Genomic DNA, 18,929 nt, shown 5'->3' with positions numbered 1-18,929 from the left:
ATATAGGCTCTAATTCCCTTTAACCACTGGCTTTTCAACAAACGGCGTAATACCAAATTCGGGATATATCTCACTCGGGAAATACAGCACTCCGCCGCGAGACACCATGGAGATTGTTTTTATTGCCTTAATATCTTTTGTTGGATCATTAGGAATAAGAAAAAAATCAGCCAGCATCCCCGGTTCAATGGCACCTCTATCTTTTTGTCCAAGATATTGGGCCATATCATAACTACCCAATTTCAATAATTCTGCTGGAGTGTAACCAATTTGTTGGTAGAGTTCCAATTCCCTATGTAGGGTAAAAGCGCCACCCAAATCGGTGCCTGGCACGATTAAAAGACCACGCGCTTTCATCATTTTTAAAGTTTCTACAATTTTATCATACGCCCCTCGGTAAGCCTTATCTTCCTTGTCATCGGCTATACTTGCCATAGCCTCTTTAGCATCCCGTTGTCTACTAGCGGGCATATGGTCTATATAGTCTAAAGTACCCACCTGCGTCTCCCCATTGCGGGAAAGCAATAAAAGCTCGTGAATGGCCAGCGTTGGATCCATCGCTACTTTATTTTTCACCATTAAATCCAAGGTTTTTTGAACGGGTGCACTGTTCAAGTCTAAATCTGGCAAACGTTGCAAGGCCGTTAATCGCAATAAAGAACGGGTATCTTCCCCAGGTTCCAGCACCCAACCCAACATCGTTTGGTTAATGTGGGTCAATTCATCAAAACCCGCATTCAGCATATCGTTTGCAGTGGAAAAAGCAGGCACGTGACCCATAACAGGCATATTCAATTCGTGCGCTTTTTTAACAATGGCAGGCGCCCAAGCCCCAGTCATACTGTTGTATAATTTTATCCCGTAAAACCCTTTATCGGCATAGGTCTGAACCGCTGCAATTGCTTCTTCTTCGCTATCCACAAGAATCCCCAGATTGGCGCTAAACGGACTTTTGCCCTCTATAAAGCCCATTCGCGTGATGTTTGGGCCTGCTAAAGTTCCAGATTTTATCTTTTGAACAAGACTATCCAGCACTTCGTTGTTGTTCCCCATATCGCGAACTGAAGTAACCCCCGCCAAAACATTTAGAATGGCATCATCTTCGCCCATATGGCCGTGCATATCATAAAGTCCTGCCACTATGGTTCCACCAGCGCCATCTATTTCAATCTCGTTTTCGCCAGTAGCATCTGCCGCATCTATGCTTACTATCTTGTTGCCACTTACCAATACAGAAGCTAAATCAGTAAGTGCTAAAGTTTTTGGATCGAATATCTTAACGTTGCGAATGCGAATATTTTTATCGTAGTTGTGTGCAAATCGCTTTTGCAAATCTTCAAAACGTTCTGCCGAATACTTCTCGGCAAGCATCCGCATTTCTTTTTCTTCGCTCTCATAACCCTCTCTTATTATGATAAACCGAGCATCAATCATAGCAAAAAACTGGTTGTTAGCATCCAAAATAAAATAAGAAGGATTAAGGTTTACGCCAGACAAAGCATAGGTTTTCAGCTTTAATGGACTATCGCCTGTCTTTGTTTCTATACTTTCCAGCTCCGTCAGCTTCAAATCTCCCGCAGGAAGTGCCGATACAGATTTGTCTTTTGAATTTAACAGCACTCGCGCCGTCATAAACAGCGAATACGGACTGCCTGACTGGTTTACATAAAAGGAAGGTTTTTCCACAGTTGCAGTAGCTTCTCCAGAAGCGTCTTTCCAACTTGCGTTTTTGCCGTCCAGCTTATAATGTTCGTCTATGGTGTTGCCAAAAGTAGAACTCCCTGCAATATCCCATTGCACGGGAAACCCATCGGCGTTAAGCACTACGGTTTCCTTTATAGTTGGGCCCCTGCCATTGTTTTTATAATCATAATCGATAGCAACCGAATCACCAGCACGCGTAACGTTTAAATGCCCCACTTTTATACCCCCAGTAATCACGGAAAAAGTTTCTTTTTCGGGCAAATCTGCTTGCGAAGATACCTTCTCTGTTTTTTCTTTACAGCCTTGGTTTGCTAGTAGGAGTAACGCAAAAAGGAGATAGTACGGTTTTAGTTTTTGGAGGGTTGGGGTTTTGAATGTGAAAGACATACTTGTAGCGATTTTGGTTAGTGTGTTAGTTGTTTAATAGACATAAAACTACACTATAGTTTGTTTATCTACAAGCTTTTATATTTTCGATAAAATAATGAGGTTAGAATCAATCAAAAAACAAGTATGATTGGAATCACGAGCGAGACGTTCGCGATAGCAGGGATACTTCAAATCATAGCTGCGTAATGTGTTGATTATCTGGGTATTTGTTGTACATTTAAAGTTCAAACTAAAACCAATTAATTTATGAAAAAATTCATTCAATTTGCCAGTTTTATAACAATTCTGGCTATTACTCTTTCTGGTTGTAATAACCAGCAAAAAGAAGAATCTACCGAGGTAGAACCGATGGATATGGCCAATCTTAAAGTTGAGATTCAGGCTATGGAAGACGCTTACTCCGCTGGGGAAAAGGCGAAGGATGCCGATGCAGTTGTAGCTTATTACAGCGAAGATGCAGTAAGTTATAGTCGTAATAAACAACCCATTTCGGGTAAAGCTGCCATTCGGGAAAGTGTTGCAAAAAGTATTGCTAATGACACCTTGGGCGAATATAATGTATACAAGGTAGTTGACCTTTTTGCTGATGGCGATCTTGCTACGGAAATTGGTTCCTGGACTCAATTTGATGCCTCTGGCACAGAAACTGAAAATGGATATTATATGTCTGTTTTCGAAAAACGAGACGGTAAATATGTATGCGTTCGTGATATGAGCGTCTCAACAAAGCCTTTGAAGGAAGGGATGTAATCAAACCTAGTACAATAAAAAAAGGGAGCCTACACATTGCAGGCTCCCTTTTTTTGGATGTTTTAGAACAAGCAATTACTTATAGCGATTGTTGTGGTGGTGTTTATTATTCAGATTCATTTTCAAGCTCATCAAACTTAGCCTTCATCGTAGGATTGCCATACGTTAATTTCTGAATGGTTAAATCATCTGCTTTATTATTTGCCAGTCGCAAATTGTTTTCCGAGGATAACAAAGCATCTTTTGTTTTTTGCAGATGACTAATGGTCTTATCTATTTCGTCAATCGCAGTTTTAAACTTACGGCTCGCTAAATCATAATTATATGCAAACCCTTTTCTAAAGGCATCAATCTTATCTTCAAAATTGGTAATATCAATATTTTGGTTCCGCATCAAATTCAGTTCCGCCTTGTATTTCATGGAATTCATCGCTGCGTTTCTAAGAAGCGTGATAATAGGAATAAAAAACTGAGGCCGCACCACGTACATTTTTTGAAACTTATGCGAAACATCAACGATCCCCGTATTGTAAAACTCACTTTCCGACTCCAACAGCGAAACCAAAACAGCGTATTCACATTTCTTGTCTTTCCGGTCCTTGTCCAGTTTGGCAAAGAAATCCTCATTTCTTTTTTTAGTAGCGGTTTCGTCATTTTCGTTTTTCATTTCAAACATGATTGAAATGATTTCATTGCCCGCTTCATCTGTTTCCCTATAAACAAAATCGCCTTTGCTCCCACCGCTTGAGTCGTTGTCTTTTTCAAAATAGGCATTTTGAAAAGCTGTTGCCCGCAGTTTATTAAACTCAGATTCACAATGTTGCTCCAAGGTTTCCCCAACCATTTTTGTGGAGAGTTTTTGCTTATAATCTTTTAGACGCGCAATTTCATCGTCTTTCATTTTAATGGTTTCCTCCTTCACCATCAGGGTATTATTAAATTGCTCTTTTATGGATTTTTCGAGCAACTGCGTTTCAGTCTCTTTTACTCTTAAATTATTTGCAAGCGTATCGCGCTCCTTTTCAATTAGCTTCACCGCCTCTGAGACCGACAGCTTTTTATCCATTTCCGCATTTTGGATTTTGGATTTCATTTCTGCTAGCTCCGCTTCTTTCTTGGATTTTAGTTCAGCAAGTTCCGCTTCTTTTTTTGATAACTTATCGGCAAGATCGGCGGCGCTGTTCGCTTTTAATTGCGTTAGCTCATTATCTTTTTTGGCAAGTTGTTCTTGTAGTGAGTTTCTAATGTTAGCCTCTGCAAGCTTAACGGCACTATCCTTTTCCCGCTCCGCAAGAGTAAGCCTATTGTTAAGCTCTTCCTCAAATTGATGGTCGCGAACTTGCTTAAGTATAGCTGCAAAGCCAGCTTCATCTACTTTAAAGGCTTTTTTGCAGTTTGGACATATTATTTCGTTCATAGTATTTATGTTTTTGCACCTCACCGTTTCAAGTTTAGGCTGTGGCGGCCCGAAGGGTGCTATTGCTTATAGGTTATGCTGTGTGTATTTTTCTTTATAATATAATTAAACTCTAACACTTTTAAATTCCACAATAATAAAGTCTGTTTTGCTGTGATTCTCTCATCTTTGGAGCTAACAACTAGCTCATCTTTAAAAGACCTTATAAATTTAGTCCATAAATTACCTTTAGTATCTTTTAATAAAAAGTAAAAGCCACTATCACCAATTTTTTTACCTGAAGATGTTAAAATGAGTTCTCCATTTTCACCAACACTTGGATTTAAAATAACTGTTGCATTTCCATTTGGAAGAGGAAAGATTGCTTTTAGACAAGTTTGGCCAGAAGGGATTTCGCAACTTTCGTAAACACCTGAATACACAACTTGTTTTGAATCAATAAAAGTTCTTAGCCATATAGTGCGTTTAATTTTATTTGTCTTTTCGTCTATCAGTTGAATTATTTCACTTTTTAATGCTTTGGAATTTTCATTAGTATCCAATGGAATATTTAATTGTTCAATTCGTTTGCTAAACAATACCTTTAGCAAAACACCAAATACTCTAAAGAAAGGATTCCATTTTACTTTTAAATCAAAATTGTAATTGCTTGTATTTTCGTAGAAGTCAATTACCTCCTTAGATAATCTTTTCAATTCTTTTTCTGTGAAGTGAAGCTGACTTATAGATTGCAATAAACCTTTGTTCTTTTCACTTTTGTCTATTACTAAATGTTCTTTTTCTACTAATTGCTTAATGAATTTTTCGCCAATTCCGTTGGTTTCACCGAAAGGGCCTAATAACCATTCCCCTTGCTTTGTATTAATTTTTTCACCAAATAGTATAACCCATTGTTGTGTTAACCAGTCTTGAAAATTTTGTTTTAAAAGTGCTGTTCCCATTATGAGTTGTCTTTTCCATTAATAGGAATAAAGTTCTTTTGTCCTTTCCAAGTGCCAAATTCTGAAATAGGTTTAAAACGTAAAGTTGTGAATTCAAAATGAAAGTCTTTTCTTTCTCTTTCTTTCATTGCATTTGAATGTCTTTTTGGTTTAGGCACAGCACTATGACCGTGAACCATATCAGTCATTTCTTTTTCGGTTTTCCAGATAGAAAAAGTGGAAACTGTGTTTGGCAATCTAATAGATGCTAAGGAGAGTATAGTGCCCGGATGATCACGAACTAATTTCTCAACAGGTCTTCCCCAACGTAAAAACCTTGGCACTGCAAAAGGCTTCATTCTTGCAATCGTTACGGCAACAACTGGAGATAATGGACTTTCTAATTCAGCTTTAAATTCTGGTGTTTTAAAACCACTTATTCTACCCCATTGTCTCATAAACGCTAATCGAACACACCAACCCTTATTTAAAATTTCACCAAATTTTTCATTCTTCAAGTAGTTATCTAGCGCTTCTTCGTTTTCCCATTGTGCAAAAATCGCCACTTGTCGTATTAAAAATCGTGAAGAGGATATAATAGGAGAACCTAATGTCATTGCAGTCATACATTCAGAATAGATAAGACCTTTAGTTTTCTTATTAATTGGGTCTGAGAATAATCCTTTTACTGCCAATAAAAACGGTATTTTGACAAGATGATAAGAGAAAATGCTCATATAGTTTTATTGTAAAATGGTGTTTTAATATATTTCCAAATGTAATAAAAACTAAATTCCATTAAATACGGAAAACCTTAAAGAGCGCAAATTTATGGGTGTTCCGTCGCATATTACTAGCGAAGAGAAATGGGACTATACGAGTTTTTTAAATAATAAAGATGCTGAATGTAGGTGTGTGGTTTTAATGAGGACGTTGGACACGAGCGGGATGCTCACGCCAGCTGGGGCAATAGTTATTTTATTTTTCCATGCGTTAATTTAATATCCTTAATTTCATAAACATTGGTTTTAAAGCATTCCAATTTTTCAGGATTAAAAATGGCAATATTATAACCTTCCGAATTTAAAGAACTTTGATACTCTACACCATCAAAAAACAACTCATCTTCTTTTTTTATTGATTTTATAAATTCAGATATATATTGAGTAGGAATATAGTCCAATTCTTTGTCTCGTTTTCTGATTGGTAAAGACAATTCTTTTTGTAACGTTTGTATGAAAGGAATGTATGTTAAATAATTTTCAACCACTTCGTTTTCAGCCCAAAAAATTGGATCATCTTTTGTATTTCTTAGGTTCAATATTCTAATATCCTCTTTAACCTTAAACTCTCCAACCGTAACATAATCAAATAATGATGCTCTAGTTTCATACAATGAAGTTTCAAGGCTGTCAGCAACGTATAAATAAGAAATTCCTTTAGGGTTTGCTCTTCCACTTGAAGCTAATTCTGGAGTTGGAGGGTTCCCCATATTTTCGCAAGGAAAACCATTTTTATCTGAAACTCTGCATCTAAAAAGAATTCTTCCTTTTTTAATTTCCCTATAAAAACCTTCTTGTAGAAAAAACGACTCTAATTCTTTTAAATCTATTGTATTTTGAATATGATAACGATTGCTAAATTTGATTTCTTTTTTAAAAGCACTCCATACATTATGTAAGTTATTTGACTCAGCTTCTAAAAGTGATTTGTTTTGGAATGAAACATTATTTTTAAATATTTCTTTTAAATCATCCATTTCATCTGAAAAAATTGACTTTAATAATTCCAAAGGATTTTGAACTTGCGCTGTGAATAGATTAAAATCTTTTTCTAATGATTTAACTAATGAAAGATTTGAATTTTCGTCGGTTACATATAATGAGATTATATTCCTGAAAAAATCTGCTAATTCCCTTGCTGAATAAATCGACGTGTTTTTAGTTTTGCAGAAATCACATTTTCCTGTTCTATCATCACCATTAATAATACTAATTAGATAAGAACTAGTAAAGCAATTAATACAACAGTTCATAATTAAATATTATTAATTATTAACTCAATGTGATTCATTATAGAAAGTTTTTTTAGAGTTCCGAGTCCTGGGAAATGCCCTCTTTCTTGTAAATCTCTAAATTCAATTATTGCAGCAGTATTGAGATTTTTTTCGTTACACCAAATGACCAATTTATTTATTGCTTCTGAAAATTTACCCCCAATATCAGAAACATCTTCATTTGAGTCAGAAACGAAATGCTTTATTTTAATTTGATCATTTTCCAAATAACTCAAATGAATGGCTACTGCTCTTGGTAAAAATCCTGATTCTGAATAATTATCACCAATTGTTAAAAAGTCAGAGAATCCAACAAAGCCATCTAGAATATAAAACCTATATTCTTTCGAAAAATCACTTTCTTGGTTCAAATAATCCGCATTTCTAGATTGCTCTTCAAAATAATCATCTAAACTGACAAGGGTATTAGCCTCAAATTCACGATAATATCTACGACTAGTTTTTGAAAAATAAATTACATTATAAACGATGTTCAATTGATTATTTAATAACTCAATATTTTGACTATTTAACTCTGTTTTATGTATTAATGATATTCCTTTATAATTTAAGTCTAAAGCATTTAAAAACTCAATTAAAGCAGCAATGCTTCCTTCAGTTTTAGAATCGACTATAACAGCTAGTTGGTAGTTGCTATAGTCTGCCGGAATTGAAGAAGTAATTATTTGAATAATTTTTTCATATTGTCCTTCTAAATCTCCAACTCTTGGATTTATAATTAAGTTAAAATTTGCATTTCGATTTGCTAATTCAGCTAAAGTAGAATTTAAAGTGCTTGAAGCTTTGACAGGCTCAATTATTGGCGAAATTTTACTTAAATCTTGTGGAAATAAGGCACACAATTCTCTTAAGGCAATTAATTCAAATTGTTTGCCTCTTAAATATGGGAAATACATATTTTGCTGTTTTTATTAAGAAATGAATCTAATTTGGCATACTCATTTTTTGAAAAATCCAATGTGTAACAAATATGTTTTAAACTCTCAGGAATAGATTTTTCTTGGATTTTTTTTGGATTAGAAATATTTCTAGATTTGATTTTGTTAACCACCAATTTTTGAAACAATGAAATTTCAATTTTTTTTGCTAGGGCTAAACATTCTTTGAAAATTCTTGTATTAGAAACATCTGGAACAAAGTGGAAGTGTTCATCAATTATCTCTATATATTCCTGCTTTCTTAAGGTTTTAAATAATTTTTCACAACTAAAAGTAGCAATATTGCTAGTTGCCTCTTTAATTGTTTTCAAGGAGTTCCTTGATGTTAATTCGATAATTCCAATTGTAGAATCATTATAAAGTTCAATTAATTTATTTACGTGTTTTGAACATGTTACAATATAAACTTTGTCTCCAAACTGACAATAATCTACAATTTGCTTATCTAATTTTTCAAGATTGTCAAGTTCAGTTTTTATTTCATAAACTCTTGCTTCTCCATTTAACAATACAAAATCCGCAATAGATTTCCCAATATTAAATTCATTCAAAGCAATTGTATTTTTTAAACTATATTTTTTTAGAAATAATTTATTAGTAAGTATATTTTTATATACATATTCATTTTTATAATTTTTTAAAAGTGAATTGTAAATAAGATTGATTGCATCAAGATTTGTGGTAGAGTCTGAAACTGTTGTATACTTTTTCAACTTGTAAAATGTAGAGTGATAGTCATCTTCTCGCACAATCTTTTTGAAGTTAGAAGGCGAAATAATTTGAGATAAACTACGTATTTTCTTTAAGTCAGTTACAATTTCCATTTAAAACAAAGTTACAAATTTTCAATTACGGCCATATACTAACTTTCTTGTTATTTATTTTGAATTTGCCATAATTATTTCAACAAGCAAATGTGTTTCCAAATGTAACAAAAACTAAACCCCACCACTTACGGAAAACCGTAAAGGGGGTTTATTTAATCGGGGAGAGTTTCAAATATAGGGTTTATTTTTTAATAGCTCTAGGCTGTAGGCTGTAGGCTTTAGGCTTTAGGCTTTTGTGAATGGGTGAATGAGGGAGTTCTCAGTTTTGGGTTCTCAGTTTCTGGGTTGTGGGCGGAACCGTCCGCCCCACGGTTAGTCGCATTGCAAATGCTGGAATTAAATAGACACGCTTTTTAAAAGCGCGCCAGAGGGAGAAATATTTTAGCGATCGTGAACGTCCTTCTTAAATTAGAATCACTTTTTTTGTGACTGTTCCCTTAGTATTTTTAACTTTAATAAAATAAACTCCTCTTGCATAGGATGTAAAATCTATTTCTTTTTTATTAGTTGTTTTTAAAAGCACACCGCTAACATTATAAATCTCAATATTTTCAATAGTTTTACCCTTAACCCTCAATACATCTTTTGTTGGATTAGGGTATAAGACAATAAAATCATCTGAAAATGATTCCGTAGATAATGTGGCATCTGTCATTTCCGCGAATAGCCCATCCCCTCGATCAGGGGTTATTATATTTTGCCCATTATTATAAGTGAAATCATCGTCAATTCTACCTGCATACATTAGTTTACCATAACCATAGGATATACTATTTTGAAAATAACTAGCAGTGAATTCCGAAGCCCATTTTACTTGTTGAAATTCATCAAGTTTTACAATAAATCCCGTGTTGGAAGAAATCGTGACTGTTGCAGGAGCTATCCCTATAACGGCACCCGAATTACTCCATCCTGAAAGATAGGCCCTATTAAATTCATTAAATGAAATGGAAAAAATCCTCACACCATCGGTAGCTGGATGTTCATGCTCAGTAATTACAGAACCATCACTATTATAAAAACCAACTAATCCGTCCCCTCCATTTCTATATCCACAAATTCCAATAACACCTACAGAGCTAATATCTAAAGAAATACCATTGCTAGAAAAATTGGACGGAAGCTCTAAAATTTGTTTTACCCAATTTTGAGTTCCATCAGGATCATAGGATAATAAAATTATTCCTTCATCATCATTACCATTATAGGCAGGTGAGAGCTCTCCATCGTAGTATACTGGTCCGTCACTGCGACCCAAAACAATAATCTCATTTGTTTGAGGATGTATCTTAATATCGTTACCACTGGCAAACGTATTATGGGGGGTACCGCCTGCACGTTTTGCCCAGATAATGTTACCGTCTGGTTGATACTTAGCGACGAGCATATCCATCGTAGTACCAGTAGATGGGTTTGTAAGTGTTATTGTTCCACCTAATGTAACCGATTTCCTAAACAAACCTACTATGTAAAGGTTTCCGTCCGAATCGGTAGTTAGTCCGAGAAATGAATTGTTATCTCCCAATAAGGTAGTGCCGGATTCATGCCATATGTATTCACCATCTGAATTTACTTTGATAATGACACCTTCACCTCCGGTCTGACCGGGAGCTTCTACACCGCTTAAGATTTGCCCATCATACTCAAAGTTTTGGCCAACTGATTGAATTGCAAGGTAAACATCACCAAATGGATCGATGTGAATATTTACAGCCCTATCATTATAAATTGCGTCATTCCCTCCAATTGTTTTTAACCATACTAAATTTTTTTGAGAATCGAGCTTGATGAAAAATGCATCACTACGACCATTTGTATAATATTCATTACCTTCATATACAAAAGGATTGCCAGTAGAATATCCAATAAGGTATGTTTCTCCTAGGCTATTTCTTATTGCTTTTACCCCATGTTCATGATCACCTCCCGTTACGCTATTTGCCCAATCAAACTCTTGCGCGTTCAATCCGAATACCTGTAAAATGGTTAATAGAAAGAGAATTTTTTTGATTCGCATTATACTTTCATTTTTAATTTTATTGAAATCTAAGTGAACAATAGATGTTTCTATTTTAATTTTTAAATGACCTACAACATGTGAATAAACACTATATAGTGTTTATTCCAATTATATAATTAGGTTAATATTTCCAAATGTAACAAAAACAAAACCCCACCAAGTACGGAAAACCGTAAAGGGGGCTTATTTAATCGGGGAGAGTTTCAAATATAGGGTTTTTTCTAATGGCTGTAGGCTTTGTGAATCTGTGAATAGGTGAATTTGTGAGTATGTGAATTAGTTAGTGGAGGGTGTGAGTTGAGATGGCTGGCTGTTGAACGTCAGCGGTTTTATATTTATAGTACATTTGAATATCGATACCTTTAACCGTGAACAAAAAAGAAAACCAATCCAAAAAAACAAAAACCCCCTGGCCCACAAAGGCTGCAATGGAGCAGGTTTATGAAAAAAAACTTTGGGGTGGCAACAAAACTGATTTCTTTTCAGGGGAAGGGTCGCACCGTCCAGAAATAGTAAATCCATACCTAACCGCAGTGACAGCATTTTTAACTTCGTTTGAAAATCCCCTAACGGTTTGCGATTTAGGTTGTGGCGATTTTAATGTTGGCAACACATTGGTAACTCATACTGCAAAATATGTTGCTGTAGATATAGTGCCAAGCCTGATAGCCCGTAATAAAGAAACTTTTAACGCACCCAATTTAGAATTCCAGTGTTTGGACATTGCAGTAGCCGATTTGCCAACTGGGGATTGTGCCATACTGCGGCAGGTGCTCCAACATTTATCTAATGCCGAAATAGAAAGCATCGTAAACAAGTTGGCTGCTTACAAATACATTATTCTAACAGAACATATACCTGAAGGGGATTTTACACCCAATAAAGACATTATTTCCGGACAGGGAAATAGACTAAAAGTACAAAGTGGCGTAAACCTACTAGCGCCACCCTTTAATTTTAAGGTTGCAGAAGCAATACAGTTATCGGCTGTTGTTTTGGAGGATGGGAAAGGGGTTATTGTAACTACGCTTTATCAAATATCTTTTTAAACCGTTGTGGAAGTTCATCTTTTAAAAAAACTTCTTCCTTTGTAAAGGGATGCTTAAATTCTAAAGAATAGGCGTGCAGATACAAGCCTTTCCCGTTTAAAACTAGATTTTCAATTCCGTATTCTTTATCGCCTAATATTGGGTTTCCAATAGCAGCGAGGTGTTTACGCAACTGATGTCTTCTTCCGGTTTGGGGTTCTAATTTTACCAAATTGAGTTTCTCGAATCTTTCTGAATGCACGGATTCGCAAACTGTATAATTTGATTTTGCTTCTTTGTCATCAACTTCTGAAGTGATTTCCCCTTGCTCGTCCATTTCCCCAATAGTTACGGCGTAATAGGTTTTGGTAACGCCTCTATTTTCAAATAATTTATTTAATTCACGAATGCAACTGCTGGTTTTTCCAACCAATAAAATTCCTGTGGTAGCATAGTCCAATCGGTGCACAGGTTGTGGGATTGTTGCATCGGGAAGCTTACTTTGTTTTAGGTTTTGAGCTAACGCATTTGCAATAGTTTTAAAACTATTGCCGCTAACCAAAATACCGGCAGGTTTATGAATTGCAGCTAAATACTCGTCTTCAAAAAATACTTTCAGCGGAAAGACAAGTTTTCTTTTCGGAATCACTTCTTCTGAAATGGATAGACAAATGCGTTCTCCCCCATTTATAAACGTAGCTGAAGTAGCAATAACTCCATTAACCGTAATATAGTTTTTCTTCAGCGCTTTTTTTAGAGCAGATTTTGTTGGAGCTGCCTGAAAAATACCTACCCCATATTCTTGAAGTCGAATAGGGGTTTCTAGCTTGGGAACAATATGGGTTTCGGTGGGTGTGATGTTGTTTTTATATATCTTCAAATGTAAATATAAATCAGACGTTAGTTGGTGAGTTCGTGAATTTGTGAATTTGTGAGTTTGTGAGTTTGTGAGTTCGTGAGTTCGTGAGTTTGTGAATTTGTGAATTTGTGAATTTTTGCAGCTTATGACCATTGTCATATATATTCTTTTATTGAAGCCCTACTTTTATTTAAAATTAACCTTTTTAAAATTTAACAATATGAAAAACAACCAACTACCTAAAACTTGGCTTAGAATTTTCCTAGGCCTGTTCTTAATAGTATATGCATTAAATCAATATTTCCATTTTCTGCCTACTAGCTATGGCGCCATGCCTGATAATGCAAGGGAGTTTATAGATGCGGCGGTAATATACCTTCCCATACTCTACATCTTTGAAATCATTCTAGGGTTATTATTAGTACTCAATAAGTGGACTCCTTTTTTATTGCTTGTACTTTTCCCATTATCAGTAGCATTTTTAATTTTTAGTATTTCAAACCAAGATTTTTTAGATGCTATTCCTGCATTGGTTGTTGCCTTCCTAAATTTTACTTTAATACTATTTGAAAAAGAAAAATACCAACCCCTTTTCCAGAAATAGAACTTTTTTATTCCATTTCTAAAAAGAAATTAAATATTATGACAGAAATACAGATCGCGCAAAGCGTTACCCCTAAGCATATTAAAGAAATAGCGGCAAAACTGGGAATTCCTGAAGAAAAACTGGAGTACTACGGTAATGACAAGGCAAAAATTCCTTTGGCTATTATTGATGATGAAAAAGTAAAAGAGAGCAATCTCATATTAGTGACTGCAATTACGCCTACTCCTCCTGGCGAAGGAAAAACAACAACTTCCATTGGGCTGGCAGACGCGCTCAATATTTTAAAAAAGAAAGCTGTTGCGGTAATTCGGGAACCTAGTTTAGGCCCCGTATTTGGCATTAAAGGTGGCGCAGCCGGTGGCGGGTGGAGCCAGGTTATTCCTATGGTGGACATTAACCTGCATTTTACTGGCGATTTTCACGCTATTGAAAAAGCCAACAACCTTCTTTCTGCCCTTATTGAAAACAACATTCAAAGTAAATCGAGAAGCCTTGGTATTGATCCTAGAACTGTTGTCTGGAAACGATGTATGGATATGAATGATCGCGGCTTGCGGAATATTGTGGCAGCCCTTGGCGGAAAGGCTGGCGGCGTTCCCCGAGAAACGGGTTTTAATATTACGGCAGCATCCGAGATTATGGCAATTCTGTGTATGGCATCAGATTTAGAAGATCTAAAAGAAAGATGCGGGAATATCTATGTGGGCGATACTTGGGACGGAAAAGCTGTATTCGCAAAAGATTTAAATGCAGAGGGTGCCATGGCTGTGCTGTTAAAAGATGCTATAAAACCCAATTTAGTTCAAACTCTGGAAGGAAATCCCGCCATTATCCACGGGGGACCTTTTGCCAATATTGCACAAGGAACTAATTCTATTTTAGCGACAAAAATGGGGATGACCCTAAGTGATTTTACCATAACTGAAGCGGGATTCGGATCGGATCTAGGTGCAGAAAAATTTATGAATATTAAGTGTCGCGCGGCTGGAATTTCTCCTAAAACCATTGTCTTGGTGGCTACCATAAGAGCCTTAAAATACCACGGTGGCAAATCGTTAAAAGAAATTACACAAGAAGACGTAGAAGCGCTTAAAAAAGGACTTCCCAATTTGGAAGGGCATATTGCCAGTCTAAAGAGTTTTGGAATTCCTATTGTAGTTTCCATAAACGCCTTTAAATCTGACACCGAAGCTGAAATACAAGTCGTGGAAGACCATTGTAAAAAATTGGGCGTTCCCGTAGCCTTGAGCTATGGTTGGGAGAAAGGTGGAAACGGGTGTTTAGCTTTGGCTGGAGAAGTTATTAAGGCAACGAATTCTTGTACTGACGAATTTCATCCTACTTACAGTCTCGATGACAATGTGCAAACCAAATTGGAAAAGATTTGCAAAACTATTTATGGTGGAGAAAACGTTGTGTTAAGTGATATCGCTAAATCGCAATTGCGAAAATACGAAGCAATGGGTTATGGAAATCTACCTGTCTGCATGGCAAAAACAGAAAAAAGTTTTAGCGATGACCAGAAGCGATTGGGCCGTCCGGAGCACTTTGATATTCATATTAGGGAGTTTGAGATTGCAACTGGTGCTGGGTTTATTGTTCCTATTGCGGGTAATATGTTGCGTATGCCCGGATTACCAGCTACCCCTGCTGCCGAAATGATTACTATTGATAAGGATGGTACAATTGAAGGCTTGTTTTAGATAGTGCTGTAAGCAAAATAACAATTCGCAATTTGCCAACCCCTACGTAACTTATTCAACGTTAAGGCGTCTCTTATTGTACTGTTTGTTTAATTAAGCAAGCTATAACATTCAAAGAGCCGTCTATGAAACTAAAATATTTCCTTGTTTTTGCAATCTTTTGGGCTTGCAATGAACAAAATCAGAATAGCACAAACGAATCCCTGCAACAGATTATAAAAGCAGATAAAGATGCTAGTAGTTTGGCAACAGAAATAGGCTTTAATAGTGCGCTATTATCGGTTGCCGATAGCAGTTTTGTAAAACTTGGCAACGGACAATTACCAATAGTGGGGAAAACGGCTTTTGCCAATTCCTATGATAAAAATACCGACATCAAAACCATCACTTGGGACCCAATAAGCGCAGAGGTGGCAAGGTCTGGGGAATTAGGCTATACCTGGGGCAATTGGCAGTTCAAAACTCAGGACACCACTTACTATGGCAATTACGTAACGATCTGGAAAAAGAAAGATGACGGTACTTGGAAAATGAGTTTAGATGGCGGTAACAGTACTCCTAATCCAAAACTATAATAAGGAAAATAAAATAAACAAACGTGTCCACCGATACTTTTTAGAGAAGTTGAAGATAACGGACAACAGGAAACAAACTTTTCACGATTCACGATTCACGTCTCACGATTCACAAATTCACTTACTCACAAATTCACACATTCACCTCTCCCCATTTTACTATCTTTGCATTCAAATTAAGCGACGAGCGACGAGCGACGAGCGACGAGCGACGAATGACGAGCGACGAGCGAAGAGCGAAGAGCCAAAAAAAACGACAACTGACAACCGACAACCCACAACTGATATGAACTACTTCTCCACCAACTTCACCCTCGGTATTCTAGGCGGCGGACAGTTGGGCAAAATGATGCTTTACGAAACCCGCAAATGGGACATCCGCACCAGCGTTCTAGACCCAAGCGCCGAAGCCCCTTGCCGCATCGCTACAGACAATTTTGTGCAAGGCGACCTGATGGATTATGAAACCGTTTACAATTTCGGAAAAAAGGTAGATGTGCTTACGTTTGAAATTGAAGGCGTAAACATAGAAGCATTAGAGAAGCTGGAAAACGAAGGCGTAAAAGTATATCCCAGCGCCGCAACGCTCAGAAATATTCAGGACAAAGGAATTCAAAAACAGTTTTATAAAGAACACCAAATACCTACTTCGCCCTTCAAGGTTTATAAAGATAAAAACGACCTCAACGAAGCCATTGTCCGCAAAGAGCTGCACTTCCCTTTTGTATGGAAAAGCTGCACCGGTGGTTATGACGGTAAAGGCGTAAGCATAATCCGCGAAGCCGAAGATGTAATTCCACTTTCCAATGGCGCTTGCATAGCTGAAAAACTAATTCCCTTTAAAAACGAATTGGCAGTAATAGTAGCCCGCAATCCAAAAGGAGAAGTAAAAACCTATCCCGTAGTGGAAATGGAATTCCACCCGGAAGCCAATCAAGTGGAATATGTAATCTGCCCTGCCAGAATAGACGAAGCAGTTGCAGCCAAAGCAAGAGCAGTAGCCACCAAAGTCTCCGAAGCATTTAAGCACGTAGGCCTTCTAGCCGTAGAAATGTTCCAAACCGAAAATGATGAAATCCTCGTAAACGAAGTAGCCCCCCGCCCCCACAACAGCGGCCATTACAGTATTGAAGCCAGCTACACCAACCAGTTTGAGCAGCAAATAAGAGCCATATTAGATTTACCTTTGGGCAATACAGACAGTAAAGTTGGCGGCATTATGGTTAACTTAGTTGGCGCTGAAGGTCACACAGGACCGGTAATCTATAAAAACATTGAAAAAATTCTAAAGATGGAAGGCGTAACGCCGCACATCTACGGCAAAAAAGAAACCCGTCCCTTTAGAAAAATGGGACACGTAACCATAGTAAACAAAGACTTAAGCAAAGCGAGAAAAATTGCCGAGGAGGTTAAGAAGACTATTGAAGTTATTTCAAAATAACGAACTGTTGCAAAAAATGCACAAGTTCAATTTTTGATATTATAAAAATTATCAGCCGATAAATCCTCGGTAATTAAAACAAACTAATGGAACCTCATAAAAACATATCCAATAGTGAAATTGTTGTTTATCAATCTGATGATAAATCTATTGCGTTTCAAGTTTTGTTGGATGAGAACGAAGACACTGTCTGGGCGACTGAACAACAAATTATGGAGCTTTTTGGAAAAGCAAGAAGAACCATAGGTGAACACATCAAGAAAATTTATGAGGAAAAAGAACTTGACAACAAAGCAACTTGGCGGGAATCCCGCCAAGTTCAAAAAGAAGGAAAAAGAAAGGTAGAAAGAAACATCTCATACTATAATCTGGATGTGATTATTTCTGTTGGCTATCGTGTAAAATCACAGCGAGGAATAGAATTTCGTAAATGGGCGACAAAAAAATTAAAGGAGCATTTAATAAAAGGTTACACTTTAAATGAAAAACGCCTAAAGCAATTGCAGCAAACCATTCAACTTGTAAATAGAACTTCAAAACAAATTTCAAATAAAGACGAGGCCCAGGGTTTGATGGAAGTGCTTTCCGATTATTCAAGAGCGCTTGACATATTGGATGATTTCGACCATCAAAAACTCTTAAAAACCGTTAAACACAAACCAGTAATATTTAGCATTGACTATAATGAAGCGAAAAAAGCTATCGAACAATTAAGGATAAAGTTTGGCGGCTCAAGTTTATTTGGCAATGAAAAAGATCAATCTTTTAAAAGTTCCATTGCTGTAATAGATCAAACTTTCGACGGCAATGATCTTTATCCAAGTTTAGAAGAAAAAGCTGCCAACCTATTATATTTGGTAGTGAAAAACCATTCATTTACCGACGGCAACAAAAGAATTGCTGCCTGGCTATTTATTTGGTATTTGGCAAAAAACAATTTTCTTTACAATGAAGACGGAACAAAAAAAATCGTCAATAATACATTAGTAGCCTTAACTTTGATGATTGCGGAAAGCAATCCCGCAGAAAAAGAAATGATGATAAACGTCGTTATAAACTTAATGAAAGAATAATCAGGTATATTAAATTTCAAACAATTTCCTTAAACTTGAAACTGATTAAGCCTAAAATAAGTTGCCTTTTTTCATCATTGAATTTAACATGAAAAAAGAGAATTTAAAACGTACTTTCGATTTGTCCTTAAAGCTTGATCTGATAAAGCAGATTGAACGCGGTGAATTACGGGTTTCCGAGGTAAGCAAAATTTATGGACTGAGTCCTACTGCCATTTATAAGTGGCTTCACAAGTACTCAGAGATGTATAAAAAACAGACACGTGTAATAGTGGAACAGAAAAGTCTATCAAAGAAAAACGCGGATCTCCAGAGCCGCATCGCAGCTTTGGAAAGGTCTCTCGGCCAAAAGCAACTCCGCATCGATTATTTGGAGAAGGTAGTTGAGGTGGCTTCAGAGGAACTCGGAATGGATATTGAAAAAAAGTCCAAACGGCTGTCATAGAGGTTTTCCGGATGAACAAGTCGTCACATTGCCATAAGATGAACGATATATATGCAATGGCAGGAATAACAAAACAAGGTTTTTATGGCCGTTTATCGCGGGCCAAGGACCTATTTGAAAAGGAAGGTACGATCATTGAAATGGCCAGAGAGATT

General features: G+C 36.5%; 17 protein-coding genes. 8 read left to right on the top strand and 9 right to left on the bottom strand.

Features of this window, described 5'->3' with window-relative positions; genetic code table 11:
• Positions 1 to 9: 9 nt before the first annotated feature.
• Positions 10 to 2,091, bottom strand: a complete 2,082-nt coding sequence (locus ESU54_RS12505; RefSeq protein ID WP_111844002.1) for an amidohydrolase family protein — start codon at positions 2,089 to 2,091, stop codon at positions 10 to 12.
• Positions 2,092 to 2,340: 249 nt separating this feature from the next.
• Between ESU54_RS12505 and ESU54_RS12500 the strand changes: the two genes are divergently transcribed.
• Positions 2,341 to 2,844: a YybH family protein gene (locus tag ESU54_RS12500; RefSeq protein WP_111844001.1), complete on the top strand. Its 504-nt coding sequence runs from the start codon at positions 2,341 to 2,343 to the stop codon at positions 2,842 to 2,844.
• Between the two features lie 106 nt (positions 2,845 to 2,950).
• Here the strand turns inward: ESU54_RS12500 and ESU54_RS12495 are convergent, their stop codons facing one another.
• From ESU54_RS12495 to ESU54_RS12465, 7 genes are all read right to left on the bottom strand, one after another.
• Positions 2,951 to 4,261: a DUF2130 domain-containing protein gene (locus tag ESU54_RS12495; protein WP_111844000.1), complete on the bottom strand. Its 1,311-nt coding sequence runs from the start codon at positions 4,259 to 4,261 to the stop codon at positions 2,951 to 2,953.
• A 59-nt stretch (positions 4,262 to 4,320) separates the two neighbouring features.
• Entirely contained in the window at positions 4,321 to 5,202 is an 882-nt protein-coding gene (locus tag ESU54_RS12490; protein WP_111843999.1) for a hypothetical protein, read from the bottom strand.
• Positions 5,202 to 5,918, bottom strand: a complete 717-nt coding sequence (locus ESU54_RS12485) for a hypothetical protein (protein ID WP_111843998.1) — start codon at positions 5,916 to 5,918, stop codon at positions 5,202 to 5,204. Before ESU54_RS12485 ends, ESU54_RS12490 begins: the two co-directional genes overlap by 1 nt.
• A 236-nt stretch (positions 5,919 to 6,154) precedes the next feature.
• Positions 6,155 to 7,216, bottom strand: a complete 1,062-nt coding sequence (locus ESU54_RS12480; protein ID WP_146848135.1) for an RES domain-containing protein — start codon at positions 7,214 to 7,216, stop codon at positions 6,155 to 6,157.
• Positions 7,217 to 7,218: 2 nt separating this feature from the next.
• Positions 7,219 to 8,154: a sce7725 family protein gene (locus ESU54_RS12475; protein WP_111843996.1), complete on the bottom strand. Its 936-nt coding sequence runs from the start codon at positions 8,152 to 8,154 to the stop codon at positions 7,219 to 7,221.
• Positions 8,136 to 9,020 carry a sce7726 family protein gene (locus ESU54_RS12470; RefSeq protein WP_111843995.1) on the bottom strand — a complete coding sequence of 295 codons (885 nt, stop codon included), beginning with the start codon at positions 9,018 to 9,020 and terminating at the stop codon, positions 8,136 to 8,138. Before ESU54_RS12470 ends, ESU54_RS12475 begins: the two co-directional genes overlap by 19 nt.
• 406 nt (positions 9,021 to 9,426) lie before the next feature.
• Positions 9,427 to 11,040, bottom strand: a complete 1,614-nt coding sequence (locus ESU54_RS12465) for a T9SS type A sorting domain-containing protein (RefSeq protein ID WP_111843994.1) — start codon at positions 11,038 to 11,040, stop codon at positions 9,427 to 9,429.
• Between the two features lie 371 nt (positions 11,041 to 11,411).
• Between ESU54_RS12465 and ESU54_RS12460 the strand changes: the two genes are divergently transcribed.
• The gene (locus ESU54_RS12460; RefSeq protein WP_235004556.1) at positions 11,412 to 12,092 is read left to right on the top strand and encodes a class I SAM-dependent methyltransferase; all 681 of its coding nucleotides are present in this window, start codon (positions 11,412 to 11,414) and stop codon (positions 12,090 to 12,092) included.
• Here ESU54_RS12460 and ESU54_RS12455 read toward each other — a convergent pair.
• Positions 12,067 to 12,945 carry an RluA family pseudouridine synthase gene (locus ESU54_RS12455; RefSeq protein ID WP_394348874.1) on the bottom strand — a complete coding sequence of 293 codons (879 nt, stop codon included), beginning with the start codon at positions 12,943 to 12,945 and terminating at the stop codon, positions 12,067 to 12,069. The two genes, ESU54_RS12460 and ESU54_RS12455, sit on opposite strands and share 26 nt — an antisense overlap.
• Positions 12,946 to 13,150: 205 nt before the next feature.
• Here ESU54_RS12455 and ESU54_RS12450 point away from each other — a divergent pair, with 205 nt between their 5' ends.
• The 6 genes from ESU54_RS12450 (at position 13,151) to ESU54_RS12425 (ending at position 18,774) form a co-directional block, all read left to right on the top strand.
• Positions 13,151 to 13,534 carry a DoxX protein gene (locus tag ESU54_RS12450; protein WP_146743979.1) on the top strand — a complete coding sequence of 128 codons (384 nt, stop codon included), beginning with the start codon at positions 13,151 to 13,153 and terminating at the stop codon, positions 13,532 to 13,534.
• Between the two features lie 38 nt (positions 13,535 to 13,572).
• A complete protein-coding gene (locus ESU54_RS12445; protein ID WP_111843992.1) occupies positions 13,573 to 15,240 on the top strand; it encodes a formate--tetrahydrofolate ligase in 1,668 nt (555 codons plus the stop codon).
• A gap of 125 nt (positions 15,241 to 15,365) precedes the next feature.
• Positions 15,366 to 15,815, top strand: coding sequence for a YybH family protein (locus ESU54_RS12440; RefSeq protein WP_111843991.1), 450 nt, complete (start codon positions 15,366 to 15,368; stop codon positions 15,813 to 15,815).
• A 286-nt stretch (positions 15,816 to 16,101) separates the two neighbouring features.
• Positions 16,102 to 17,256, top strand: coding sequence for a 5-(carboxyamino)imidazole ribonucleotide synthase (purK, locus tag ESU54_RS12435; protein WP_111843990.1), 1,155 nt, complete (start codon positions 16,102 to 16,104; stop codon positions 17,254 to 17,256).
• Positions 17,257 to 17,342: 86 nt separating this feature from the next.
• Positions 17,343 to 18,329: a virulence protein RhuM/Fic/DOC family protein gene (rhuM, locus tag ESU54_RS12430; RefSeq protein WP_111843989.1), complete on the top strand. Its 987-nt coding sequence runs from the start codon at positions 17,343 to 17,345 to the stop codon at positions 18,327 to 18,329.
• 61 nt (positions 18,330 to 18,390) lie between these two features.
• Entirely contained in the window at positions 18,391 to 18,774 is a 384-nt protein-coding gene (locus ESU54_RS12425) for a transposase (protein ID WP_235004555.1), read from the top strand.
• Positions 18,775 to 18,929 lie beyond the last annotated feature (155 nt).

This window comes from Aequorivita antarctica, from assembly GCF_007997155.1.
GTDB lineage: Bacteria > Bacteroidota > Bacteroidia > Flavobacteriales > Flavobacteriaceae > Aequorivita > Aequorivita antarctica.
Note: the sequence above shows the minus strand (reverse complement) of the source record. Positions and strands in the feature narration are given on the sequence as shown.